Annotated in this window: 23 protein-coding genes; 10 read left to right on the plus strand and 13 right to left on the minus strand. The window is 62.8% G+C overall.

What is annotated here, in order from left to right; all coding sequences use genetic code 11:
* Positions 1-131 precede the first annotated feature (131 nt).
* The 3 genes from QYC26_RS06690 to QYC26_RS06700 form a co-directional block, all read right to left on the minus strand.
* On the minus strand, positions 132-3,056 hold the full coding sequence (locus QYC26_RS06690; protein WP_317514617.1) for a TonB-dependent receptor domain-containing protein: 2,925 nt from the start codon (positions 3,054-3,056) through the stop codon (positions 132-134).
* 347 nt (positions 3,057-3,403) lie between these two features.
* The gene (locus QYC26_RS06695; RefSeq protein ID WP_317514618.1) at positions 3,404-3,667 is read right to left on the minus strand and encodes a hypothetical protein; all 264 of its coding nucleotides are present in this window, start codon (positions 3,665-3,667) and stop codon (positions 3,404-3,406) included.
* Positions 3,668-3,683: 16 nt separating this feature from the next.
* Positions 3,684-4,964: an aspartyl/asparaginyl beta-hydroxylase domain-containing protein gene (locus tag QYC26_RS06700; RefSeq protein WP_317514619.1), complete on the minus strand. Its 1,281-nt coding sequence runs from the start codon at positions 4,962-4,964 to the stop codon at positions 3,684-3,686.
* 124 nt (positions 4,965-5,088) lie between these two features.
* On the opposite strand from QYC26_RS06700, the gene QYC26_RS06705 reads away from it, so the two are divergent.
* Positions 5,089-6,117 carry a hypothetical protein gene (locus QYC26_RS06705; protein WP_317514620.1) on the plus strand — a complete coding sequence of 343 codons (1,029 nt, stop codon included), beginning with the start codon at positions 5,089-5,091 and terminating at the stop codon, positions 6,115-6,117.
* A gap of 105 nt (positions 6,118-6,222) precedes the next feature.
* Here the strand turns inward: QYC26_RS06705 and QYC26_RS06710 are convergent, their stop codons facing one another.
* Positions 6,223-9,357, minus strand: a complete 3,135-nt coding sequence (locus QYC26_RS06710; protein WP_411197633.1) for a TonB-dependent receptor domain-containing protein — start codon at positions 9,355-9,357, stop codon at positions 6,223-6,225.
* Positions 9,358-9,651: 294 nt separating this feature from the next.
* Here QYC26_RS06710 and QYC26_RS06715 point away from each other — a divergent pair, with 294 nt between their 5' ends.
* A complete protein-coding gene (locus QYC26_RS06715) occupies positions 9,652-10,188 on the plus strand; it encodes a hypothetical protein (protein ID WP_317514621.1) in 537 nt (178 codons plus the stop codon).
* 37 nt (positions 10,189-10,225) lie between these two features.
* Here the strand turns inward: QYC26_RS06715 and QYC26_RS06720 are convergent, their stop codons facing one another.
* From QYC26_RS06720 to xseA, 3 genes are read right to left on the minus strand one after another with little or no spacing between them, the layout of a single operon-like run.
* Complete coding sequence (locus QYC26_RS06720) at positions 10,226-11,098, minus strand: M23 family metallopeptidase (RefSeq protein WP_411197646.1); 873 nt, start codon at positions 11,096-11,098, stop codon at positions 10,226-10,228.
* A 35-nt stretch (positions 11,099-11,133) separates the two neighbouring features.
* A complete protein-coding gene (locus tag QYC26_RS06725; protein ID WP_317514623.1) occupies positions 11,134-11,334 on the minus strand; it encodes a DUF2093 domain-containing protein in 201 nt (66 codons plus the stop codon).
* 29 nt (positions 11,335-11,363) lie between these two features.
* On the minus strand, positions 11,364-12,938 hold the full coding sequence (xseA, locus tag QYC26_RS06730) for an exodeoxyribonuclease VII large subunit (protein ID WP_317514624.1): 1,575 nt from the start codon (positions 12,936-12,938) through the stop codon (positions 11,364-11,366).
* Between xseA and purD the strand changes: the two genes are divergently transcribed.
* The 3 genes from purD to QYC26_RS06745 all read left to right on the plus strand — a co-directional run bounded on the left by purD (position 12,937) and on the right by QYC26_RS06745 (position 15,314).
* Positions 12,937-14,214: a phosphoribosylamine--glycine ligase gene (gene purD / locus QYC26_RS06735; protein ID WP_317514625.1), complete on the plus strand. Its 1,278-nt coding sequence runs from the start codon at positions 12,937-12,939 to the stop codon at positions 14,212-14,214. The genes xseA and purD overlap by 2 nt on opposite strands.
* Positions 14,215-14,300: 86 nt before the next feature.
* The gene (locus tag QYC26_RS06740) at positions 14,301-14,882 is read left to right on the plus strand and encodes a hypothetical protein (protein ID WP_317514626.1); all 582 of its coding nucleotides are present in this window, start codon (positions 14,301-14,303) and stop codon (positions 14,880-14,882) included.
* 21 nt (positions 14,883-14,903) lie between these two features.
* Positions 14,904-15,314, plus strand: coding sequence for a hypothetical protein (locus QYC26_RS06745; protein ID WP_317514627.1), 411 nt, complete (start codon positions 14,904-14,906; stop codon positions 15,312-15,314).
* Between the two features lie 4 nt (positions 15,315-15,318).
* Here the strand turns inward: QYC26_RS06745 and QYC26_RS06750 are convergent, their stop codons facing one another.
* Positions 15,319-16,632 (minus strand): hemolysin family protein, encoded by a 1,314-nt coding sequence (locus QYC26_RS06750; protein WP_317514628.1) that lies wholly within the window; start codon positions 16,630-16,632, stop codon positions 15,319-15,321.
* A 150-nt stretch (positions 16,633-16,782) separates the two neighbouring features.
* On the opposite strand from QYC26_RS06750, the gene QYC26_RS06755 reads away from it, so the two are divergent.
* Positions 16,783-17,463 (plus strand): OmpA family protein, encoded by a 681-nt coding sequence (locus QYC26_RS06755; protein ID WP_317514629.1) that lies wholly within the window; start codon positions 16,783-16,785, stop codon positions 17,461-17,463.
* 58 nt (positions 17,464-17,521) lie between these two features.
* On the opposite strand, the gene QYC26_RS06760 is transcribed toward QYC26_RS06755, so the two are convergent.
* Positions 17,522-17,977 (minus strand): nucleoside deaminase, encoded by a 456-nt coding sequence (locus QYC26_RS06760; RefSeq protein ID WP_317514630.1) that lies wholly within the window; start codon positions 17,975-17,977, stop codon positions 17,522-17,524.
* 130 nt (positions 17,978-18,107) lie between these two features.
* Between QYC26_RS06760 and rpmB the strand changes: the two genes are divergently transcribed.
* Positions 18,108-18,398 (plus strand): 50S ribosomal protein L28, encoded by a 291-nt coding sequence (rpmB, locus tag QYC26_RS06765; RefSeq protein ID WP_317514631.1) that lies wholly within the window; start codon positions 18,108-18,110, stop codon positions 18,396-18,398.
* Positions 18,399-18,425: 27 nt separating this feature from the next.
* On the opposite strand, the gene QYC26_RS06770 is transcribed toward rpmB, so the two are convergent.
* Positions 18,426-19,415: an esterase-like activity of phytase family protein gene (locus QYC26_RS06770; protein WP_317514632.1), complete on the minus strand. Its 990-nt coding sequence runs from the start codon at positions 19,413-19,415 to the stop codon at positions 18,426-18,428.
* Between the two features lie 188 nt (positions 19,416-19,603).
* Here QYC26_RS06770 and QYC26_RS06775 point away from each other — a divergent pair, with 188 nt between their 5' ends.
* Complete coding sequence (locus tag QYC26_RS06775; RefSeq protein WP_317514633.1) at positions 19,604-19,990, plus strand: glycine zipper 2TM domain-containing protein; 387 nt, start codon at positions 19,604-19,606, stop codon at positions 19,988-19,990.
* Positions 19,991-20,086: 96 nt separating this feature from the next.
* Here QYC26_RS06775 and cobT read toward each other — a convergent pair whose 3' ends face one another.
* The 3 genes from cobT to QYC26_RS06790 all read right to left on the minus strand — a co-directional run bounded on the left by cobT (position 20,087) and on the right by QYC26_RS06790 (position 23,724).
* Complete coding sequence (gene cobT / locus QYC26_RS06780; RefSeq protein ID WP_317514634.1) at positions 20,087-21,913, minus strand: cobaltochelatase subunit CobT; 1,827 nt, start codon at positions 21,911-21,913, stop codon at positions 20,087-20,089.
* Positions 21,914-21,963: 50 nt separating this feature from the next.
* On the minus strand, positions 21,964-22,971 hold the full coding sequence (gene cobS / locus QYC26_RS06785) for a cobaltochelatase subunit CobS (RefSeq protein WP_317515016.1): 1,008 nt from the start codon (positions 22,969-22,971) through the stop codon (positions 21,964-21,966).
* Positions 22,972-23,121: 150 nt separating this feature from the next.
* Positions 23,122-23,724, minus strand: coding sequence for a J domain-containing protein (locus tag QYC26_RS06790; protein ID WP_317514635.1), 603 nt, complete (start codon positions 23,722-23,724; stop codon positions 23,122-23,124).
* Between the two features lie 40 nt (positions 23,725-23,764).
* Between QYC26_RS06790 and QYC26_RS06795 the strand changes: the two genes are divergently transcribed.
* Complete coding sequence (locus QYC26_RS06795) at positions 23,765-24,049, plus strand: BolA family protein (protein ID WP_317514636.1); 285 nt, start codon at positions 23,765-23,767, stop codon at positions 24,047-24,049.
* Positions 24,050-24,098: 49 nt separating this feature from the next.
* Positions 24,099-24,998, plus strand: a complete 900-nt coding sequence (locus QYC26_RS06800; protein WP_317514637.1) for an alpha/beta hydrolase — start codon at positions 24,099-24,101, stop codon at positions 24,996-24,998.
* The last annotated feature ends 50 nt before the right edge of the window (positions 24,999-25,048 follow it).

Genomic DNA, 25,048 nt, shown 5'->3' on the forward strand with positions numbered 1-25,048 from the left:
GTCCGGGAAACCGGGCGCCCTTTTGTTTTGCCCTGTGGATAAGGGGCGCACGCGGTACGCGCACCTTCGATCCATAAAAAAGGGGCAGAGCCGAAGCCCTGCCCCCTTCTTTCAGATCAAAGCCGAAAGGCTCAGAACTTGAACTTCGCACCCGTGTAGAAGCGACGACCGAAAACGTCATAGACGTCTGCGGCAGTGTTCGTACCGGTGGTGTTGAACGAGGTGCCCGACAGGATGCGCGGTGCCTTGTTGTTCAGCAGGTTATCGATACCGAAGAACAGTTCAACACGCTCGGTCGGCATGACACGGACCTGGGTATCCAGATAGAATTCCGCATCGACCGAGATGTCGTGCTTGTCGAGGCCATAGGCGCGCAGCAGCTGATCGTCTTCATAGGACTTGCCGATATACGTACCGGTGAAGTTCCAGCTCAGCTTTTCGTTGCCATAGGTCAGGTTGGCGGTGAACTTGTCCTTGGCGTTACCGATTTCACCAGCGAACTTGTCCTTCTCGCCACCCGGGACCGAGATGACATAACCATCAAGCACGCGGGTATAGGCAATACGACCGCTGAGGCGGCCACCGCTGCCAAGCGCGTCGAACGAGGTGCTGTATGCAACCGCGACGTCGATACCCTCGACCTTCAGCTTACCGCCGTTGAACAGCGGCGCATCGATGAACTCAAGCGAACCGGCGCTGTTGTTTGCGGTTGCAGTCTGACGACGATCCACCAGATCGCAGAACGACTGGTTACCTTCGCGGTAGCACTGATCGAGGATGAACTGGCGCGGCGGAGCAACAACGGCACCCTTGATGCCGATGTTGTAATAGTCGACCGTCAGCGTCAGGTTACGAAGCGCGTCGATCGAGCGCGGATTGATCGCGACACCAAGGGTGTACGAATCCGACGTTTCTTCACGCAGGTTGGGGTTGCCGCTGTCGAAACCGCTGACGCCCTGACGATCCGGCTGAGTCAGCGTGAATGCGCCATTTGCTGCGATGTTTGCCAGCACGCCAGCGTCTGCACGGCAGTTGTCACCCAGAACGCCGCCGCCAGTTGCGCCGATGCCGGTGCACGGATCGTTCAGGCCGCTCGGATAGGTCTGCGACAGGCCCGAGAAGAGCTCACCAACATTGGGAGCACGGACCGAACGTGCATAACCGCCACGGAACTTGATGTCCGAGATCGGCGACCATTCAGCACCCACATTATAGGTATAGATCGTACCGACCGTCGAATAATCGGAGATACGACCTGCCGCACGCAGCGAGAGGCGGTGGAAGAAGGGCGTGTCCGCAAGAAGCGGCACGTTCACTTCGCCGTACACTTCCTTGACGTTGAACGAACCACGGGTATCGGGCAGTGCGTTACCAGCGTTCAGACCGGCATTGGTGAGTGCGTCCCAATTTTCCGAGCTGCTTTCCTTGCGGTATTCAGCACCGATAGCGATGCCGAGCGGGCCTGCGGGAAGCTCGATCAGCGAACCGGAGAGGTTTGCCGAAACAACCTGCTGCGTGATGCTCGTGTTGTAGCTCTGTTCAGCCGCAACATATTTCGCCGCTTCGGACGAGATCGAGTTGAAACCGAAAATGTTGATCGGAACGCAGCCCTGCTTGCGGGCTTCAGCGCTGGCGCAGATGACGTCGGTGGTGAGACCGTTGTTGTTCAGATCGTTGACATCCGTAACCGCCGACAGTGCGTTGGCGAAGTTCAGGATGTTCGGCTGACCATTGGACTGCTGCGATTCAGACGTGCGGCCATAGACATAGCTGACGTCCCACTTGAAGTCCTTGAAGACCGAGCCTTCAAAACCCGCCACGAAGCGGTAGAAGTCACGGCTGGTCGAACCATTGCGCGTGCCCATGTCGGTAAGGCGCTTCGAGAAGGAGATGTCGCGAAGACCATCGCCGTCCTGATCGACCGCCGCAGCGGCGATCGCTGCCGGAACATAGGGGTTGAGAACGGCAACGCCGTTGACCAGCGATTCGATCGGCACGAGACCGCCCGACGCCTGGAAAACGTCGTCCGAACCGAGCGCGAAAGGCTCGATCTCACGCGACGACTTCGTGTTGGCGTAGGTGCCTTCAGCGTAGAAATTGATGTTGTCGTTAAGCTCGTAATTGCCGCGGGCTGCGAAGAGGTAACGCTCAACAGGCACAGCGATCGTGCGATAATACTGACGGTTGAAACCATCAGTGTTGACGTCAAAGCCTTCCTTCAGATTGTTGTCCGCGTCAAAGGTAAAGCGCTTGCCACCTGCGAGGAAGCTGCCCTGCGAAGCGAAGCTCGAATAATAGGGCGTGATTGCGGTACCGAAATCAGCCGGATCGCCGGTTTCATAGGCAAATTTGTCGGCGTTATCGTAGAAGGTGTCCTTGCGGTTACGCGACAGGATGCCTTCCTGCTTCGAATAACCCATGTGCACCATCAGGTTACCACGGTTATCAGCGAAGTTACCGCCATAAGTCAGGTTGAGGCGATAGTTGGCATCATCACCCTTCTGGGTGATGCCATACTGACCTTCCGCTTCAAGACCTTCGAAATTCTTCTTGTAAACGAAGTTGACGACACCGGCGACAGCGTCAGAGCCATAGAGCGACGAAGCGCCGCCGGTCAGAATGTCAACACGCTCGACGAACTGCGTCGGGATGACGTTGAGGTCGACGGTCGACGAACCGGGAATACCGGCAACGACACGGCGGCCATCGATGAGAACGAGCGTGCGGTCGGAACCCAGATCGCGAAGATCGACCGTAGCCGCACCGGTGCCCGACGTCAGGAATGCCGAATTTGCACGGCTGAGCGCAGGCGTACCAAACACGGGATTTTCGAGAAGCAGGTCCTGGATGTTCGTGACACCCGAATTGGCAATAGCTTCCTTACCAATCACCTGGACAGGCGAAACGGCATCAATTTCAACATTTGCGATGCGCGAACCAGTCACGATGATCGCTTCGCCGGCATCTTCCTGAGCGAAAGCCGGAGCGGACAGGAGCGCGAAGCCAAGAACGACCGGGGCCGCACCCGCGCGCAAACGCATAAAGCTACTTTTCATTTACACCAACATCCCTTTGTGAAGGTACCGGCCGACATTCAGCGGCCAGGGCTCTGGTCAACAACCAGGCGTGCGCTCCCCACAATTGGCGCACTTTTTAGTTGCATCACAAACACGTGCCCGGCGCATTCATGGTTGTAAATGCAACATTCAAGATTGACGGAATTTTGAAATATGTTGTGGCAATTTTGTTACACAATCCCGCAACACATTGCGTAAACATGGTCAAAGGCGCAATTTTGCGAGGGTAGAGAGCATTTTAGTGAGATCGACACGCAAACAAAAAGCGGCACCGAATCGGTGCCGCTTTGCGTGCCAGTGCCGCGCCTGAGCGCAGATCGGGCAAATCACCCGCTGGGATTCATCCCCGTCCGCGTGCGCGTGATGAAATCATCCGCCTCGCGATTCTGCCCTTCGGCTATCGAGCGCCACTCGGCATTGGTCTTGCAGACCCGTTCTTTCCTGACGAGTGATCCCGTCACCTGAAGCTGCCGGCACTTGACTGCATTGGGATCAGAACGACTTGCAGCAGCTGGTGCGGCATTTTGCGCCTGAGCGGCAGTGCCTGCAGCAACGGCAAGAACCGCGCTTAGAAGAAAAAGCGTCCGCATAATCATTCCCCACTTGTCATTTCATGCCAGGATTATGCCCGCTCCTGTCGGCGATTTCAAAGAATTGTGTCAGCATTTGCTGCTCTGCAGGCGACAAATGCGGATTCCAGACATCAAAGATCAAAACAACGCGCAGTTCATCACTGTCATTCCAGGCTTCGTGTTCGATCGTATCGTCAAAGGCGAAGGCTTCGCCGACCTTCCACGCGCGCGTTTCCCCGCCGACTCGAAAACCGCATTGGCCGGGAACGATCAGGGGCAGGTGAATGATCGCGCGGCTGTTTGTGACGCCGGTGTGCGGAGGAATGCGCGTATGTGGCCTGAGCAGCGAGAAGAAGGCCGTTGGCGCGCGGCCGGGAATGTCGTTGCGCGGCACCATAGCAAGCGCCGCCGCCGTTTCGGGACATAGCGCACAGACCACATCGTTCGGCACGCCATATTCCCACAGGAAGCATGCGCCCCAATCAAGCGAGCCATCGAGCGGAGACCATTTGTTGTCGGGCGTCCCGCTTTCCTGCCGGACATAGGGGCGGATCGCATCAGCCCCCTTGCCCTCGAACAGCGCCAGAAATTCACGGCGGATAGCATCGGACCGCGCCTCGATCTGCGCCAGCCAAGGAAAATGCGCGCGGTCGAAAAATTCGTCTGCCGGAAGGAAGGGCACGTGCAGCCCCGAACATTCGTTGCGATAGATCTGCCTGCGCCCGAGCATGTGATCCAGCGTGGCGCGCATCCGGCGACGATCGGTAGCGGGCAAGGTATCCAGACCTTCGGCCATTCCCGAATCGATGAAGCTTGCGAAATCGGTCATCTGCCCGGCCACAAACCGGCGTGCATCGTCGAGCGTTTCGGCCAAGGCGGGCGGCATCGGATCGATCCCCGCCGCCATCATCAGAACATTTTGCCAGGACCGTGCGGCGGCGGCCGCCTCCCCCGTGCGCTGCTGCAGTTCGGCGAGGCGGAGATGCGCCATGAAGTTGAGCTGATCGGCGGCGAGCGCGCGATTCAGCCCCTCGCGTTCGCCCTCGTCATTGCCAAGCGCGCGCTCGGCCGTCGCCAGATTCATCCACAATGCGCTCTCGCCCGGATCCTGCGCGGCGGCGCGGGCAAACAGGGCGGCAGCGCGCGCCGGATCAGGGGCTGCAAGCGCGGCCATGCCCAGGGCGTTCAGCGCCTGAGGATTTTCGGGTGATTGCTCCAATATCGATTCCAGCAGCCGAAGCTCTTCGGCCCGATCACCATTTCGACGCGCCATGGCCGCTGCAGCAAATATCTGCGCAACCGCTTCCTCAGCCATCAAATCCCCCACACAAGGCCACACCACGCAAAGGGGTAGTCATGGGGAGATTGCGGCGCAAGCAACAGCTTCGTTCGGCGGCTGCAACCTTGTCGGCTCGCAAGCACCATGTCATGCCGGGTGCATGACCGCGCCACAGCCCAATGTCGCCCAGATACCGTCCGATGCCGAATGGCTCGCCCATCGTTATGATCCCGGGCACGACGCGTTCCACTTCGTGCGCCTGCCGCGTGCCGCGCACGACCGAGCTACCTTCCTGACCGACGAGTTCATTCCCGGGCACGGCAAGCCCGTGGTGATACGTCGGGAAGAGGCCTTTTACGCCGCGAGCCTCGCTGCGCCGGTGCATTTCATCCTGCATTCGGCCTATTGCTGCTCCACCCTCCTCGCCCGCGCGTTCGACATTCCGGGGGTTTCGATGGGGCTCAAGGAACCCGTCGTGCTCAACGACATTATCGGCTGGCGCCATCGCGGCGCACAGGGTGCCGAAGCGGCCAGAGTTCTGGACCATAGCCTGCGCATGCTGGAACGACCATTCCAGCCCGGCGAGGCGGTGGTGATCAAACCATCGAACCTGATCAATCCGCTGGCGCCCGCGATGCTCTCCCTCCGCCCCGCGGCAAAGGCGCTGCTGCTTTACGCGCCGCTCGATATCTATCTTGGCTCGATCGCACGCAAAGGCATGTGGGGGCGGCTATGGGTACGCGACCTGCTCACCAAGCTCATCCGTGAAGCGATGGTCAACTTTGGGATGAGCACCGAGGATTATCTGAAGCTGACCGACATTCAGGTTGCGGCTATTGGCTGGCTTGCCCAGCATGCGCAGTTCGCGGCGCTTGCCGAGAAATTCGGCGACCGTATCGTGACGCTGGACAGTGAAACGCTCACTGCGCGCCCGGAAGACGCAATGCGCGCATTGACGCACCATTTTGGACTGCGGGTTGCTGACAAGGCGCTTGCCGACATTGCCGCCGGGCCGATCTTCACGCGACATTCGAAAAGCGGCGCGAATTTCGAAGCGAGCAAACGCCAGGCCGAACAATCCGAAGGACTAAACATCCACGCCGAAGAAATCGAGATGGTGCGCACATGGGCGCTGGCGCTGGCTGCCAATGCAGGCGTGAAGATGGAGTTGCCCGCTTCGTTGCTGTGACAATCCAACAAGTGTGATTGGTTGTATCGCGCCGCCGTAAGGCACAACAGAAAAGGCGGGCTTTTGGCCCGCCTTTCCTCTTTCAGTTGTATTCGCAGCACAGGATCAGAAGCGGAACTTCGCGCTGATCGCATAGCGACGGCCCAGAGCGTCGTAAGTCGACGGATAGACGTTGCCGCTGTTGTACGAGGTCGAACCCAGGGTGTTACCCACAACCTTCGGCTTGTTGTTCAGAAGATTCTGAACGGTGAGCGTGATCGTGACGTTCTCGGACGCGTGGAAGCGGCCGGTCAGGTCGAAATAATGCTCAGCCTTGATCTTGCGGAATTCCGGATCGACCATGCAGGCGCCGCCATCGGCACCGAGCGGATCGGGGCAGTTACCCGGATCGATCAGTGCTGCGTCCAGATCGTCCTGGAACTGCTGCGGCTCAAACTTCACGCCGTCGACATAGCGCCACAGGAGCGAAATATCGGCATTATCGAACGACAGGGTCGAACGCTGCGAGAAGCTGAATTCCGGCTGGATCGAAAGGCAGTTGACGCTGTAATAGCCAACGCACTCACGATTGATCGAACCCGGAGTTGCCTTGAACTTCTGGCTGTTGGTCCAGTTGCCGTTGAGGCTCAGGGCCAGCTTGGCAAAGCCCAGATCGCGATCATAGTTGAGCGACAGATCAACGCCGTCGGTCGTCAGCTTGCCGAGGTTCGACGTCGTCAGGAACAGGCCCGGAACTTCCGTCGGTTCGCCGAAGAGGCTGCCCGTCACCGCGTTACGACGGATGACCGTGCAGTTCGGATCGGTTGCGCTGGCAGCCGTGATGTTGCCAAAGCAGGATGCGATGGCATCGCCCGGAGTGGGCGAAGTAATCGCGTCCTTGATCTTGATGCTGTAATAGTCGACCGACATCGAGAAGCCGGGCATGAAGTCAGGCTGCAGGACAACACCGACCGTGTAGCTGTTCGACTTTTCAGGCTTCAGGTTGAGGTTACCACCGCCAGTTGCGTTGACCTGACCCGATTCGTCGTTTTCGATCGCGCCGATGGTCGATGCCGGCGCGCCCTGTGCAATACAGATTGCACGCAGATTAGCGTCAGCCACCGGAGCCGATCCGGCGCACGGATCGCTGCCGAGGTTGGTAAGCGCGGTCGTGACGGGGTTGAACAGTTCAAAGATGTTCGGTGCGCGGACTGCATGTGCATAGTTACCGCGGATCTTCACACCATCAACCGGGGTCCAACTACCGCCAGCCTTCCAGGTGGTCGAGTCATAGCTCGGCTTGCCCGGCGCATCGACGGTGTAGCTGGAGTAACGGATGCCCGCTTCGATCGTCAGATCTTCGAAGAAGGGCTTATCCTGAACAACCGGAACAACGAGTTCGCCGATTGCTTCATATACATCGAAGCCGCCCGCGATGTTCGGTGCCGCACCGCCAGCGCCACCGAGATCACCAGACTGCGAAAGCAGATCGGATTCCTGCGATGCCGTGTACTTGCGGTATTCACCACCGACTGCGAACGCGACGCCGTCGCTTGCCCAAGGCAGCGTGAAGCCCACATCGCCGTTGATCATCGCACGCGCCTGAGCGAGCGAGGTCTTGGTGATAATCTGGCTGTTTGCGTTAAGGAACGCATTCATGCCCGGCGTGATCGAACCGTCGGGACCGAACAGGTTGAGCGGAACGCAATCATTCGCCGTATTGAGGCACGACGTGCTGTTCGTCGACATCAGGGCCTGACGGACACGCGAGTTCAGCCAGTAGCCCTTCTGGGTCTGGATGTTTTCGCTCTGGCCATAGGCACCGAACACATCCCAGCTGATGTTGTCGGTGATGCCACCACGGGCACCAAGACGATAGTCAAAGAACGTGGTCGTGAAGTCGCTGACGCGCGGACCGAACTCGGTTGCACGGCGGGCCAGAGAGGTCTGCGGGTTCGACTGATAACCTTCGCCGGCTTCGATCGTACCATTGTTGTTGATGTCGGACGCAACAAAGCGGCTACCAACGCCAACGGCACGGTAGTTGGGATCGCTCGGATCCGTCGCGGTTGCGGCGGCAGCGCATTCGGCCTGCGTGAACCGCGGCGTGTAGCCGACGCCCGGGTTCACGTCGAAGGCGCAGAAGGCGTTACGCTGAGCGGCCGAAAGAAACGGGTTGCTGAGCGGAACGGTGACACCGATGTTGAACGCGCCCGAGGGAGCGATGATCGTGCTGACGGTGTTCTTCGAGAAGATACCGCGGGTATACACCTCAATGGCGTCGCTCACTTCATAACGGCCTGCACCGTAGATGTTGAAGCGCTCGAACGGCGTCTGGAAGATATTGTACGGGTTGAAGTTGAATGCATCAAACGCAGAAGAGGGACGGAAAGCCCCGCCTGCGGCAGTAACCTGACGGTTGCCCTGCGTGTTGGTGCAAGTGATGCTGAAGCCCTGACCGCAACCAGCCGTGATCGAGTCGAGGCCAGTGGTGCTGACGCCAGTAAAGCGCGACGGCGACGACGTACCCGAACCGCTGGGCAGACCGCTGTAGGAGTCGATCTGAAAGCGTGAGAAGCCACGATCGCCCTGATAAACCGGGTCGGTCTGCTGATAGCCAACCGAGAAGACCGCGTTACCGCGACCATCGTCGAAGTTTGCACCCAAGGTGACGTCTGCGCGGAACGCATTGCCGTCACCCTTTTCGGTGATCTGGTTCGAGATCGTGGCTTCGAGACCCGAGAAGTCCGACTTGGTGATGAAGTTGACAACACCCGAGATCGCGTCCGCACCATAGGTCGTCGATGCGCCACCGGTCAGGACGTCGACGCGCTCGATAAGCGCGAGCGGGATGTTGTTAAGGTCGAAACGGCCCTGCAGTTCGGCGGGAACCAGACGAACACCGTCGAGCAGGACGACGTTGCGGTTCGAACCGAGGCCGCGCAGGTTGACGAACGATGCGCCGCCGTTGCCGTTGTTGACCGCCGAACCGATGCTGGGAACCGCGCCGGGAACTTCACGCAGGATTTCTTCTGCGTTGTTGTTCTGCTTCAGTTCGATCTGGTCCGCAGTGGTTGCGAGAACCGGAGTTGCGCGCTGAAGGTTCGGATTCTTGATCAGCGTACCGGTGACGATGATTTCCTGGCCTTCGGCCGCGACTGCTTCGTCTTGCGCATAGGCAGGCGCCGAAAGCAGCGCGAAGCCCAGCACAACCGGCGCAGCGCCGGCCATGAGGCCGTTAAATTTTGCGATTTTCTTCACAGTCCAGTCCCTTTTCTGGATTGCCCGAAGCGATGAGCCGCCCGGATGTTAGGCAGCGTGGAGTAGTCGCTTTGTGTCCCCTTTTCCCCACGCAGCATGGCTTGGGAGTTGCACAGGGCCTATCCTCTTGTAAACCAAGCACGTAGGCAAAGAGCGCTGTTATCCGGGGGGTGTCGCCTAATTGTCACACTCGCAACTATCCCTGCAGCGACGTGATCGACGACCAATTCAAGACATGAAATTACACGAATGGACCTTCGATTGAATTGAGGTGACATGATGAGGGAAAAGAAATTGTCGAAAAAACTATCGCTCGTCTTGGGGGCATGCCTTGTGGCCAGTCCCGCGCTTGCCGCCGAGAAGAAATCCCAGCCGCTGCCGGCTGTTTTCCAGAAACTGATGGCCTGCCGCGCCATCCCCGAATCGGCCGCGCGCCTGGCCTGTTTCGACGAGGCTTCCGCATCGATCGACACCGCCGAGAAGGCCCGCGAAGTCGTCATCATCGACCGCAAACAGGCGGAAAAGGCCGAACGCGGCCTGTTCGGGCTGACGCTGCCCAGCGTTTCGGCGATCTTTGGCGGCGGGGATGATAATCCGGCAAAGGAAGGCGCGCTGGCGCAGATTGAATCGACGATCAAGCGCGTCGATCCCGTCGGCTATGGCAAGATGACTTTCGTGCTCGAAGACGGCGCGATCTGGACGAGCACCGAGGCAGTGACCGGACGAACCCCCAAGGTTGGCGCCCCGGTGACCATCAAGCGCGGATCGCTCGGCAGCTATATCCTGTCGAGCGATACGGGTCGGCCGGTGCGTGTGAAGCGCCTCCAATAATCCGGATGATACAGCCCTGCCCCCAAAAGGGGCGGGGTTAGTCCGGGATTGGCATGGGCCCGGCGATGAGCAGCGGATCGATCCGCTCCCCTTCCCACATCATCCCCCAATGAAGATGCGGCCCCGTCGCGCGGCCGGTGGCGCCGACGGCGCCCAGAACCTGCCCCTGGCGGACGATATCGCCCACCCGGACATCGATACGCGACATATGCAGAAACGCGCTGTTCAGCCCCATGCCGTGATCAATCATCAGCAGATGCCCCTCAAGCGTGAAGGGCGCGGCGGCCGCCAGCGTGACCACGCCGTCGGCAGGTGCCATGATCGGCGCGCCCGTCGGCCTCGCGACGTCGACGCCCGAATGATAAGCGCCCGGTTCGCCGCGATAGATGCGCTGGGCACCGAACAACCCCGAAATCCGCCCGGTTGCGGGCCAGATGAATTTCTGACGCCAGCCACCGGCATTGGAACGGACCGCACGCGCGGCGGCGATCTGTTTCAACTCGTCAGGGCGCAGTCGTTGGAATTCGGCGCTCGGGCGCGTCTGGCGGGGAAGCGTGCTGAGATTTTCGATCCGCCAGCCGCGCGGGGCAATGGCGAGCGTGCGCCGCACCACGGTGCCGTCTGCGCGGGTGGCGACCAATTCGGCCTGTGCCGCGGCGTCGCGCCCGAAGCCGACAAGAAAGCGTCCGTCAGGCGCGAACGAAACGCGCTTACCGCCCAGCGTCAGCGACACGGTGTCGGACGGCACCAGCCCGGTTGCTATACCGCCCTGAACATAGGGGCCCGCCAGCACGAAATCGGGACGCGCCGGTGGTGGTGCGGACCGTATCACGGGCGCCGGCCTGGGTGCAGGATTGGCGACGGCGCTGTCGACCGGCGCGCCCGTTTGCGCACACCCGACGACAAGCATCGTGGGCGCCAGAACGGACAGCCCGAACAGGAACCTCACTGGCCGAGCGCGGCGCGGACCGAGATTTCGGAGCTGGCATAGGGTTCCTGCTTGGCCACGCTCCAGTAGCGAAGCTGGTCGAGCGGGATCTTCTCTCCGGTCACCGCGCACACGACGTGATCGCCGGATGCGAGAACGCGCAGGTTGTTCGCCATGTAATGCAGCTTGGCCTGCTTGCCGGAATTGAACATCAACATCGGTGTCACGTGCTCCACTATACAAGCGCCTAGAGCAGCGTCGGCTGTTCCGGCGTGGTCTGATCATAAGCCTTGGCGCCGGGCCGCTCAACCCGCGCGTCGACGGCACCATCGCCGAAATGGAGCGTCAGAGCGCCTGCGGCCCGCGCCTGCGCCGCCGTGGTGACGACACCGCCACCGCGCTTTTCGACCTTGGCATAGCCGCGCGACAGGGGCTTGTCGGGATGAAGGGACTCGAGCAACCGGCCGAGCCGCTCGACACGCTCACGGTCGCGCACCAGCTGCCGGTCGATGAGCCCAGGGCGGAGGCCTGCGCCCGCCCGGGCAAGCGCCCCGCGCCCATCGGACAGCCGGTGCGCGAAGCCACGGCGTAGCCTGTCGCCAAGCTGGTTCAGTTGTTGCGCGCGGCGCTCGGCAAGCTGGGTAGGCCGGGGCAACATCCGCCAAAGCTGATCGAGCCGATTGCGATCGCGCAACAGCCGCTGCGACAGGAGCGCGGGCCGCAGCGCAGCACCGGCATGGGCAAGATCGCCGCGCGCGTCGGAAATGCGGTGCGCAAGCCCGCGCCGCAGCCGTTCGGCCAGATCGTCGGTGCGCTGGCGCTGCGGATCGAGCAACTGCGCCGGACGCGGCAAAAGCCGGGCAAGCGCCGCCAGTTGCTCGCCCGCGCGTTCATGATAGCGGCGCGCAAGCCGTGTCATGCGCATCCCCTGCTGACGCAGATGCGCGATCAGATCGGCACGCACCGGAACCGCGATCTCTGCGGCGGCGGTGGGGGTGGGTGCGCGGACATCGGCGGCGTAATCGCACAATGTGGTATCGGTTTCATGGCCGACCGCCGAGATGATCGGGATCGAGCATTCGGCGACCGCGCGGACCACCGCTTCCTCGTTGAACGCCCAGAGATCCTCGATCGAGCCGCCACCGCGCGCGACGATGACAAGATCGGGGCGCGGCACCGCGCCGCCGGGGACGAGCGCATCGAAGCCCTTGACCGCAGCCGCCACCTGCGCGGCCGCCCCCTCACCCTGGACGAGCACGGGCCAGAGGATGACGCGCGTCGGGCAGCGATCGGCGAGCCGGTGGAGAATGTCGCGGATGACCGCGCCGGTGGGGGAGGTAACCACGCCGATGACGCGCGGCATGAAGGGCAAAGGCACTTTGCGCGCCTGATCGAACAGCCCCTCTGCGCCGAGCTTGGCCTTCAACCGTTCGAGCAGCAGCATCAGCGCGCCCTCGCCCGCCAGTTCCAGCCGCTCGATCACGATCTGATATTTGGAGCGCCCCGGATAGGTGGTGAGCCGGCCGGTGGCGATCACCTCGATCCCGTCCTCGGGCCGGAAGGCGATGCCTGCAAAGCTGCCCTTCCAGATCACCGCGTCGATCAGCGATTTGTCATCCTTCAGCGCGAGATAGGCATGGCCCGAGGCCGCGCGCTTATAGCCCGAAATCTCGCCGCGCAGCCGGACATGGCTGAAATTGCCCTCCACCATCCGCTTCAGCGAGAGCGACAATTCGCTCACCGACAGCGCGGGCGCGTTGTCCCCGCCGCGCTCCTCGGCTAACAGCCGGCCCGAACTCTGGTAATCGAAGGGATCGTTCATGAATGTCCTGCTTTTGGGCTCGGGAGGCCGCGAACATGCGCTTGCCTGGAAGCTGGCGCAATCGCCCAGACTTTCCAAATTATTCGCGGCACCGGGAAATCCCGGCATAGCGGCGCATGCCGCACTGGTCGAGGTTGATCCTGCCAACCATGATGGGGTTATCGCCTTCTGCCGCGAAAATGCCATCGGCCTCGTCGTCGTCGGCCCCGAGGCGCCGCTGGTCGATGGCCTTGGCAATGCGCTGCGCGCCGTCGGCATCCCCGTTTTCGGCCCCGATCAGGCGGCGGCCCAACTCGAAGGGTCGAAGGGCTTCACCAAGGATCTGTGCCAGCGTGCAGGCATCCCCACCGCCGGCTATCTGCGCGCGCAGAGCCGCGAGGACGCGCTCGCAGCACTCCCCGGCTTCGGCCTGCCCGTGGTGATCAAGGCCGATGGGCTGGCCGCGGGCAAGGGCGTGATCATCGCCGAAACCGCCGCCGAGGCCGAGGCCGCGGTCAACGAGATGTTCGAAGGCGCATTCGGCGCGGCCGGCGCATCGGTCGTGATCGAGGAATTCATGACCGGCGAGGAAGCCAGCTTCTTTGCGCTGTGCGACGGCAAGACCGTTCTGCCCTTCGGATCGGCGCAGGATCACAAGCGCGTCGGCGAGGGCGATACCGGCCCCAATACCGGCGGCATGGGCGCCTATAGCCCGGCGCGCGTGCTGACCGCCGAGTTGCAGCAGCGCGTGATGGACGAGATCATCACCCCCACCGCGCGCACCATGGCAGCCGAGGGCACCCCCTATTCGGGCGTGTTCTTCGCGGGCCTGATGCTGACCGCCGAAGGCCCCAAGCTGATCGAATATAATGCGCGTTTCGGCGATCCCGAATGCCAGGTGCTGATGACCCGGCTGGATGAGGACCTGCTCGACCTGCTGCTCGCCACCGCCGAGGGCCGCCTGGAAGGCCACACGCCGCCCAAGATGCGCGACGAGGTTACGCTGACCGTGGTGATGGCCGCCAACGGCTATCCGGGCACGCCCGAAAAGGGCGGCGCGATCGGCAATATCGAGGCCGCCGAAGTGGACGGCGCGAAGGTGTTCCACGCAGGCACCGCATTGAAGGACGGCGTGCTGGTGGCCAATGGCGGCCGCGTGCTCAACGTCACCGCAACGGGGGCCAACGTCACCGCAGCGCAGGCGGGCGCCTACCGCGCGGTCGACGCCATCAATTTCGCGACCGGCTTTTGCCGCCGCGACATTGGCTGGCGCGAAGTGGAACGCGAACGCGGCTGAGGCTTTCGGGCTGGAGGCTTTAAGACTGGACAGGCGGCGGCGCGTTGCTACGCTCCGCCCCGTCCAAGAAAATCGGGGGAATGGAGATGACGGACACCAATTTGCTTTGGATTCTTGTCGGCCTGGTCTTGCTGGTCGCGCTGATCTGGATCGTACGCAGCCGCACGGGCAGCACCGATAGCGCAGAAACACCATCCACCCCGATCGAGCCGCAGCCCGCGCCCAAGGCGGTGGCCGAGCCCGAAGCCGTCGCAGCGCCCCAGGCCTTTGTGGCCCCTGCCCCGGTGGCGCCGAGCGCACCAGTGGCGACGCCCGTCGCCGAACCCGTGACGCCCGCCCAACCCAAGGTGGAAACGCCCGCGCCCGCCGCCCCCGCGCCGGTAGCGGAACCTGTGGCGGAGGCTCCAGCTCCAGCTCCCTCGGGTGCGGACAATCTGTTGCAGCTCAAGGGTGTCGGCCCCAAGCTGGCGGCGCTGCTCACCTCGCTCGGCATCACAAGCTTTGCGCAGATCGCGGGCTGGGACGACGCCGAGATCGACCGGATCGATTCGCAGCTTGGCAATTTCAAGGGCCGCATCCGCCGCGACAAATGGGTCGAGCAGGCGGGCTTTCTGGCCAAGGGCGATGTCGCCGAGTTCGAAGAACGCTTCGGCAAGCTCGATCGCTGAGGCGATAACCAGGAGCAACCTGTGACGAAAAGACCAGGCAGACCGGGTGGATCAGGCGCAAAGCGCGCCGCCACCCGCGCCTGGCGACGGGGACACACCCCGTCCCCGCCGACCGGACGGGCGATATTTCCAGAGACCAATCGCGCCATCGCCGTCGAGGCAATTGAACGGCACCTATGCGTCCAGTTCACCTATGCCGGATATGACCGCATCGTCGAAGTGCACGCCGTCGGGATCAATGCCAGCGGCCAGACGGCGCTGAGCGGTTATCAGGTCGGCGGCAAAAGCCAATCCGGTCAGCTACCCGGCTGGCGGCTGTTTCTGCTCGGCAAATGCGCTGGCATGAAGGTCAGCGGATACAAGGCGCTGGCGCCGCGCGCCGACTATCGACGCGACAGCGCGTTGTTCCGGACGATCATCGCCGCCTATTGAGCGCTCAGGCGCTCTCCTCGACCGCGGAGACGAGGAGCTTGTCGATCTTGCGCCCGTCCATGTCGACGATCTCGAAGCGCCAATCCTGTTCGACGAAGCTTTCGCCGACCTCGGGCAAATGGCGCAGGACCGCGAGTGCGAGCCCGGCCACGGTCGCATAGTCGCGGTCTTCGGGCAGCGTGATATCGAGCCGGTCGGCCAGCGCATCGGCCGCCATCGAACCGGAGACGAGGAGCGAGCCGTCCTCGCGTTCGACAAGCGCGGGATCGGTGCCGATATCGGCGTCGGAGACAAATTCACCCGCGATCGCGATCAACAGATCCGCCGGGGTGACGATCCCTTCGAGATGACCATATTCGTCGTGAACGAACGCCATCGGCACTTCGGCCTGGCGCAGCACGTCGAGCGCATCCATTGCGTCGACCTGATCGGGGAGCACCGGCGCGGTACGCATCAGCGCGCGCAGATCGAGCGTTTCGCCGCGCAGCATCGAGGCGACGATATCGCGCGACTGGACGACACCGATCACCTTTTCGACCGATCCTTCCGCCACCGGCAGGCGCGTGTGCGGCGTTTCGAGAAGGCGTTCGCGCACCTGCAGGGCATCGCAATCGGCATCGATCCAGTCGACATCGATGCGCGGGGTCATCACCTCGCGCACCGGCCGGTCGGCCAGACGGACGACACCCGAGATGATCGCGCGTTCGCTTTCCTCGATCACGCCCGAACGGCTGGCTTCGGCGACGATTAGGTGAAGTTCCTCGGCCGTCACCTGGCTTTCCGATTCGCGCTTCATGCCGAGCAGGCGGAAAATGAGCGCGCTCGACCGATCGAGCACCCAGCCGACCGGCGCGGTGAGGCGCGACAGCCAGAACATGGGGCGCGCGACCAGAATCGCGATCGGCTCGGGCGAGCGCAGCGCGAACTGCTTGGGCACCAGTTCGCCCACGATCAGCGAGGCATAGGTGGTGAGCATGATCACCAGCGCAAAGCCCGCCTCATCGGCCGTGTTGCCCGGAATACCCAGCAATTCGAGGCGCGAGCCCACGGGTTCGCCAAGGCTGGAGCCCGAATAGGCGCCCGCCAGAATGCCAATCAGCGTGATGCCGATCTGGACGGTGGAGAGGAATCGTCCCGGTTCAGCCGCAAGATCGATTGCGGTGCGCGCGCCCTTGCGGCCGGCTCTTTCGAGCGCCTGCAGACGCGGTTTGCGGGCGGAAACGATGGCGAGTTCGGACATGGCGAAAACGCCGTTAAGCGCGATCAACGCGAGGATGATCGCGACGTCTGTCCAGGGAAAGGGAGGGAGAGGTTGCATGGCCTGTGCGCAACCTATTGTCAGTTTTCTTGCCTGACGACAACAAGATCGTCAGCATCCGTTCAGTGCGTTTGCGGAACAAGCATTCCCACAAAGGGTTATTCCAGGGACTGCGGCACCGCCGCACAATAAGAGCGAAAGGGTTCCCCCATGCATATTTCTGCAAAGCTGGCGACGGCCGTTGCAGCGGCAGGCCTGTTGACCGCAGGCTGCACCACCAACCCCGAAACCGGCAACCAGCGCATGTCCAAGGCGGGCATCGGCGCGATTGCAGGCGTCGTCGGTGGCTTTCTGGTCGGCGATCTGGTGGGTGGCCGCCGCGATCGCACCGAAAAGATTCTGGGCGCGGGCATCGGCGCACTCGCGGGTGCGGGCATCGGCCATTACATGGACGAACAGGAAAAGAAGCTGCGCCAGCAAACCGCAGGCACCGATGTGGAAGTGGTGCGCAATGGCGACGAAATTCTGCTGAACATGCCCTCGGGCGTGACGTTCGACACCAACAGCTACACCGTGAAGCCCGAATTCCAGGGCACGCTCAACCAGGTCGCGTCGACACTGAGCCAGTATAACCAGACCTATATCGACGTGTACGGCCACACCGATTCGACCGGCAACGACACGATCAACATCCCGCTGTCGCAGAACCGCGCGCAGGCGGTGGCGAGCTACCTCACCCAGCGTGGCGTAGTGGCAGCGCGCATCGGGACACAGGGTTTCGGCTCGTCGCAGCCGGTGGCGACCAACGACACCCCCGTCGGCCGTCAGGCCAATCGCCGGGTAGAAATCAAGATCGTACCCGTCACCGAAGGCGATGTACGCGGCGGATAAGGCGTTCGACGTTTGAAACCGGGGTCGGTGCCGCGATGCACCGGCCCCTTTTTCTTGCCTATTTGCGCCGTGCCGCGAAAAAACCGCGCAGCAGATCGCCCGCCTCGCCCTCACCCAGCCCCGAATAGATTTCGGGCCGATGATGACAGGTCGGATGTTCGAACACCCGGGCACCGTGTTCCACGCCGCCGCCCTTGGGATCGGACGCGGCGTAATAGACGCGCGCAATCCGCGCATGCGCGATCGCCCCGGCACACATTGCGCACGGCTCCAGCGTCACCCACAGATCGCAGCCACCGAGCCGTTCCTGGCCCAACAGGCGCGCACCCTCGCGAATCACCCGCATTTCGGCGTGTGCGGTCGGATCATTATCGGTTCGCGTGGCATTGGCAGCACGCGCAATGACCTTGCCATCAAGCATCAGAACAGCGCCCACGGGCACTTCGCCGGCCTCGGCAGCCTCGCGCGCGGCCGCCAAAGCCTGTCGCATTGGATCAGGGAGTGGAAATGACATGAAATATGGTCTAACGGGCTGCGCAACGCTTTCAACAAAAGCGTAACCGGATACTCACAGGTTGACGCGAATCGTTCGGACCGTTATCGGCACCGGCTTTCCGGGTAACCGAAATTCAGGATTGAGAACGATGTCGCGCATTTGCGAACTGACCGGCAAGGGTCGTCAGGTGGGTCACAATGTTTCCCACGCCAACAACAAGACCAAGCGCACGTTTCTGCCGAATCTGCAGAACGTCACGCTGATGTCGGACGCGCTGGGCACCAGCGTCAAGCTGCGCGTGTCGACGCACGGCCTGCGTTCGGTTGAACATAATGGTGGCCTCGACAACTGGCTGCTCAAGACTGCGGACGACAAGCTGAGCCTCAAGGCTCGCCGTCTGAAGCGCGATGTCGCCAAGAAGGTTGCTGCTGCAGCCTGATGCATGAAGGCGCCGTTCGCGGCGCCTTTAGAATTCGCCTTCAACCGCGAATTTGAGCATCAGATTTCGCTGAAAAGGCGAACGGAAATTATCATCGGACGCCATCCACAGGATTTGGCGTCCGTTTTCGTGTGTGATGGCCAGCGCCTCGAAATTGTCGCGGATCACCGGCGACGCAAAAGCCGCGATTTCCTTGCCGCGCAAATTCCTGCCCTCACGAATATCCTGTGTGTCGATCACCGACAGCTTGGCCGTGAACCATTCGCGCAGCGTGAAGCGGCGATTGAGGACAAGCACCCGCCCATCATCAAGCTGTGCCGCATCGGTCGGCCGATAGCCCTTGGGCGGCTTGTAGACGAAACGGACATAGGGGGTCGCCGGATCGGTGGGGTCGCCCGCATAGAGCAGCGCCTGTGCCACCACGCCTTGTCCACGCCCCGATTCGGGCAGGATCAGAAATTCGCCACTGCGCAGCCGGAGCATCGTTTCAGGCCCGCTTGAACGGCGCCAGAGCGCCATCGGCTCGGGCGCGGCCTGCGCTTCCCCCCGGCCAAGATCAGGGCTGTAGCGCCAGATCTCGTTGAAACTTTCAAACCCCACCCAGATCCGGCCGCTTTGCGGATCCCAGGTCATCGATTCCGAATCGCGTTCGTCGCGCGCCCAGCCATGATCGGGGCCGGCAGGCAGATCGTGGAACGAGACATCGCTGACGCGCCCATTTTCGCCCAGACGCAGCTTCACGACGCCCCCGGCGTCGTTGAGCAGGGTCAGCCGATCCCCCTCGGCGATCATCCCTGAAAAGCCGCCAAAGGCCCGTTCGGGGCTACGCAGTTCCCAGCCGCCGATGAACCGCAGCGGCCCGATACGATCGCGCATCAGATTGCTTTCATCGAGCGACACGGGCCGGATTTCGACGCGCCTGTCCGCCCCCAGCATGGGACGACGCGGCTCGCCGGAATAATGGCCAACCAGAAACAGCGGCATCATCAGAAGCGGAACGTAGAGAAAACGGCGCATGTGCACGGTTTAGCGCATCCCCACGCCGCGAGTGCAAGGCTTAACCTCAGATAACATGGCCGTTCAGACACGGCTCAACCGAATCACCGCATAAGGGCTTCATCGACGAAAGCCCGGTGCAGGCGGAACCTCCCTTCCCCCACCCCGCCTACGCCGAACGAGTTTTGGTCGCATCAAGGAGTTTGGTCATGTTCAAGAAGCTCAGCCTGGTCGGCGCTGCTATCGCAATGGGCGCCGCAACGCTCATCCCCGCCACGCCGGCGCTGGCGGCACGTGACGGCTATTCCCGCCATTATGACGGCGGCCGTTATTACCGGGGCGACCGCGGCTATCGCGGTGACCGCTATTATCGCGGCGACCGTTACCGGGGTGATCGCGGCTATCGTGGCTATTATCGCGGTGAACGCTGCGACAAGGGCACGGGCGGCACGATCATCGGCGCCATCGCCGGCGGCCTGCTTGGACATGAAGTCGTCGGCCGCAGCGGTGACAAGACCGCAGGCACCATTGTCGGCGCAGGTGTCGGCGCGCTGGCCGGTCGCGCGATCGACCGTTCGGATGGTCGCCGCTGCTAAACCGGTAAAGTTCCAACCCTTCCTGTAGTGTATCGAAGGGTAAAGGGCCGGGCCTCACACAGGCCCGGCCCTTTTCATTTTGCGGGGTGATACGGTTCAGTCGGTGTCGAACAGCGCCGCAAGCTGTTCGACCATCGTGCCGCCCAGTTGTTCGGCGTCCATGATGGTGACGGCCTTCTGGTAATAGCGCGTCACGTCATGCCCGATGCCGATGGCGATCAGTTCGACCGGCGAGCGGTTTTCGATCCAGTGAATCACCTGACGCAGATGGCGTTCGAGATAAGCGCCGCTGTTCACCGACAGCGTCGAATCGTCGACCGGCGCGCCGTCCGAGATCACCATGAGAATACGGCGTTCCTCGCTGCGGTTGACCAGCCGGTTATGCGCCCAGAGCAGCGCCTCGCCGTCGATATTTTCCTTGAGCAGCCCTTCGCGCATCATCAGCCCGAGTGAGCGGCGCGCGCGGCGCCAGGGTTCGTCCGCCTTTTTGTAGACGATATGACGCAGGTCGTTGAGGCGACCGGGCATCGGCGGGCGGCCAGCCGCCAGCCAGTTCTCGCGCGATTGCCCGCCCTTCCAGGCGCGGGTGGTGAAGCCCAGAATCTCCGTCTTCACGCCGCAGCGTTCGAGCGTGCGCGCCATGATATCCGCCGAGATTGCCGCGATCGAGATCGGGCGTCCGCGCATCGAGCCCGAATTGTCGATCAGCAGCGTGACGACGGTGTCGCGGAAATCGGTGTCGCGTTCGATCTTGTAGGACAGCGAATGGGTGGGGTTGATCACCACGCGCGCGAGCCGGGCGGCGTCGAGCAGCCCTTCTTCCTGATCGAAATCCCAGCTGCGGTTCTGCTGCGCCATCAGGCGGCGCTGCAGGCGATTGGCCAGCTTGGTGACCGCGCCCTGGAAATGGACCAGTTGCTGATCGAGATAGGCGCGCAGCCGGTTGAGCTCTTCCTCGTCGCACAGATCGGTGGCCTCGACGACCTCGTCGAACTGCACGGTCCAGGGCTTATATTCGAAATCGGGGGTGAGATCGTAATTGGGCCGGTTCGGACGAACGGGCATCATCCCGTCGTCGCCCTCACCATCGGCCTCGCCCTCCATGTCCGAGGCCATCTGCTCGTCGCCGGCGTCTTCCTCGCCTTCGCCAGTATCGCCGGTATCGGGCTCGCCGCGCGCCTCCATCTGGCCCTCGGCGCCGCTCGATTCGTCCTCGCCCTCGGCGCCGTCGCTTTCCTCGGGCTCCTGGCCTTCCTCTTCCTCGCCGCCTTCATCGGCCTGATCGGGTTCGATCTGGCCTTCGGTCAGCTCAAGGTCTTCGAGCAGCTGGGTCGCCAGCTTCTGAAACCCCGCCTGATCGTCGCTGAGCAGCGCGAGCGCGTCGAGATCGGCACCGGCCTTTTCTTCGATCCAGCCACGGATCATCGACAGCCCTGGGAGCGCCGCCTCAGGCGGGGCATCGCCGGTCAGCCGTTCGCGGACCAGAAGCGCGACCGCGGTCGACAGCGGCACTTCTTCGCGCGAGCGGGCCCGGGTGATCGGGTCAGAGCGCATGCGCATGGCGAGCGCATCGGCAAGATTGGCGCGCACGCCCGCCATCGCGCGGCTGCCCAAAGCCTCCACGCGCGCCTGCTCGACCGCGTCGAACACCGCGCGCGCCACCGGTTCGGAGGGTGCATGGCGGACATGGAGCGCCGCGTCGTGATGGCGCAGCTTCAGCGCGAACGCGTCGGCAAAGCCGCGCGCCTCGGCCACCTGTTCGGGCGGCAGGCTGCGCGCGGGCATGGGCACGCGCAGATTCTTGCCCGCCTGAACGGGGGCATCGGCGGTGAAGGCCAGTTCGACCTCAGGCTCCTGCGCGATGGCGCGCGCGGTGCCGGTGAGGACGGCCTTGAAGCGTTCGAGCGGCGTTTGCTCAGCCATGATCCTGGATCACACTCCTTCTGCCCGGCCGCGGCGGCCGGATAGCGCGATCAGCCGGCGCGGCCGACCACGCTTTCGGGCAGGTCCTTGCCGAACACGCGCTGATAATATTCGGCCACCAGCGGACGCTCGGCCTCGTCGCACTTGTTGAGGAACGACAGGCGGAACGCGAAGCCCACATCCTTGAAGATGAGCGCGTTCTGCGCCCAGCTGATCACGGTGCGCGGGCTCATCACGGTCGAGATATCGCCGGCGATGAAGCCCTGACGGGTCAGGTCGGCGACCTTGACCATGTTCTCGACTTCCTTGCGGCCGCCCTCGTGATCATATTCGCCCGACTTGGCGAGAACGATCTGCGCCTCGGTTGCGGCGGGCAGATAGTTGAGCGTCACGACGATGTTCCAGCGGTCCATCTGGCCCTGGTTGATCTGCTGCGTGCCGTGATAGAGGCCCGAGGTATCGCCAAGACCAACCGTGTTGGCGGTGGCGAAGAGGCGGAACCACGGATTGGGACGGATGACGCGGTTCTGATCGAGCAGCGTCAGCTTGCCCTCGGTTTCGAGCACGCGCTGGATGACGAACATCACGTCGGGACGGCCGGCATCATATTCGTCGAAGACGAGCGCGGTCGGCGTCTGGAGCGCCCAGGGCAGCAACCCTTCGCGGAATTCGGTGATCTGCTGGCCGTCGCGCAGCACGATGGCGTCGCGACCGATCAGGTCGATACGGCTGATATGCGCGTCGAGGTTGATGCGGATACAGGGCCAGTTGAGCCGGGCTGCAACCTGTTCGATATGGCTCGACTTGCCGGTGCCGTGATAGCCCTGAACCATGACGCGGCGGTTATGCGCAAAACCTGCAAGCACCGCGAGCGTGGTATCCGGATCGAACACATAGGCGGGATCGAGATCGGGCACGCGTTCGTCCGCCTCGGAAAAGGCGGGGACTTCCATGTCGCAATCGATGCCGAACACATCGCGCGCCTTCACCATCTTGTCGGGCGCGTCGAGCACCGTGGAATTGCGACTGTCAGGCTGGGTGTTCGAAAGGTCGGTCATCATCAGATCTCGTCCATTACAGGTGGGGCAGGCCGAGGCCCGCCGCGCATCATACCGTTCCCTGCGAACGGAATGTCTCCGCGTCAAGGCAATCATCCGCGGCCGTGCCTGAAATGGGGATGAAAGCCGAAAATGCGAGGGCGAAAAACGTCAGGCGAAGGCCGGCGCCGCCTTTAGCCGCGTATAGGCGGCGATCACATCCTGCAGCGTCTTTTCATGGCTGCGGTCCCCGCCATTGCGATCGGGGTGGTAGCGGCGGACGAGTTCGGCATAACGGCGGCGCAGCGCGCTGCGATCGGCATCGGCGGCGAGCCCCAGCGTCTTCATGTCGCGGCGATCCTCACCCGACAGCGGGCGCCCGTCCTGCCGCTCGGGTTCGACCTTGCGCTGGAAGCGCGCACCGATGGCGTCGAGCGGATCGGTGAAATCCGCCCAGCGCGGCGGGCGATCCGCACCGCCTGCGGCAAAGGCGCGGGTTTCGCGTTCCCACCCGGCAAAGGGGCGCTGCGCGGCGACGATCTCGTCGGCATCCATGCCATCGAAGAAATTATACCCCGCGTTGAACGCGCGGACATGATCGAGGCAGAGCCAGCGCCAGTCGCCCGGCCCGTCAAAGCTGGACGAGCGCGCGCCGGGTGCGCGGAATTCCCCCGGTTCGTTGCAGGCGGGATGCGCACAGATTCGGCCACCGGCTTCCACGCGCCCGTGAAATCGGCTCTGTTTCCTGCCCGTACTCTGTGCTTCCTCGGCCAAGACGGCTCCCTCTTAATTTCAAACCCCGTATATAGGGCGGATGACCAACGACACCAAAGGCCCCGTTGCCACCGCCATCGAACAGCGCCTTACCGATGCGCTCGCCCCCGTCCAGCTTTCCGTCCTCAACGACAGCGCCAAGCACCGCGGCCATATGGGCGACGACGGCACCGGCGAATCGCACTTCACGGTCGAGATCGAGAGCGCGGCCTTTGCCGGCCAGTCGAGGGTTGCACGCCAGCGCATGGTGAACAATGCTCTGGCCGATCTGCTGCGCGATCATATCCACGCGCTGGCGATCCGGGCGACGGCGCCCGGCGAATAATCGAGCCCCGGCGACACCCAGCCGCACGGCCAAAGGAAGAGGATTGCGCATGTCCGATATCACCACCCGGCGTTTCGCACTGCCCACCGGGGTCGAACTGGATGTCGCCATTGCCGGCGACGCGGCGAACGACGCGATCATCTTCCTGCACGGTTTTCCCGAATCGCACCGCACCTGGCGTCACCAATTGGCCGCGCTGGCCGATGACTTTCATGTGATCGCGCCCGACCAGCGCGGCTTTGCCGCCTCGTCCAAGCCCCCGGCGCTCGGCGATTACAGCCCCGACAAGCCCGTGGCCGACCTGATCGCGCTGGCCGACACGCTGGGCATCGAACGCTTCACGCTGGTGGGCCATGACTGGGGCGGCGCGATTGCGTGGATGGCGGCCCTCGCCCATCCCGATCGGATCGCGCGCCTTGTCATCGTCAACGCGCCGCACCCCTTCCTCTTCCAGAAGACGCTGTTCGATGACATGGATCAGCGCGCGGCCAGCCAATACATCACCGCCTTCCGCAATCCGGGGCTGGAGATGTTCATCGACTCGATCGGGATGGAGAAATTCTTCGACACCACCTTCGAGAAACATGCCGATCTGGCCAAGGTGGGGGCCGAAAAGGCGGTCTATCTGGAACAGTGGAGCCAGCCCGGCGCGATGACCGCGATGCTGAACTGGTACCGCGCCTCGGCGATCATCGTCCCCGGCATGGACGAAACGCCCGAGCGCCCCGCCTTCCTGTCCGCCCCCTTCCCCCCCGTCGCCATGCCGACGCTCGTCATCTGGGGGATGGAGGACAAGGCGCTGCTCCCCAGCCAGCTGGACGGGCTGGAAGCGCTGGTGCCGCAGCTGACCATAACCAAGGTGGATGCCGGGCATTTCGTGCCCTGGGAAAATCCGGAGGCGGTGACGAACGCAATCCGGGCATTTCTGGCGGCGCCCGTCCCGGCCTGATCGCGCGGCAGCCACGCACGATGATGCGCAGATGCTTATAGCTTCGGTTG

It is taken from the genome of Sphingomonas sp. C3-2 (assembly GCF_033025475.1).
In the GTDB taxonomy this organism is placed as follows: Bacteria; Pseudomonadota; Alphaproteobacteria; order Sphingomonadales; family Sphingomonadaceae; genus Sphingobium_A.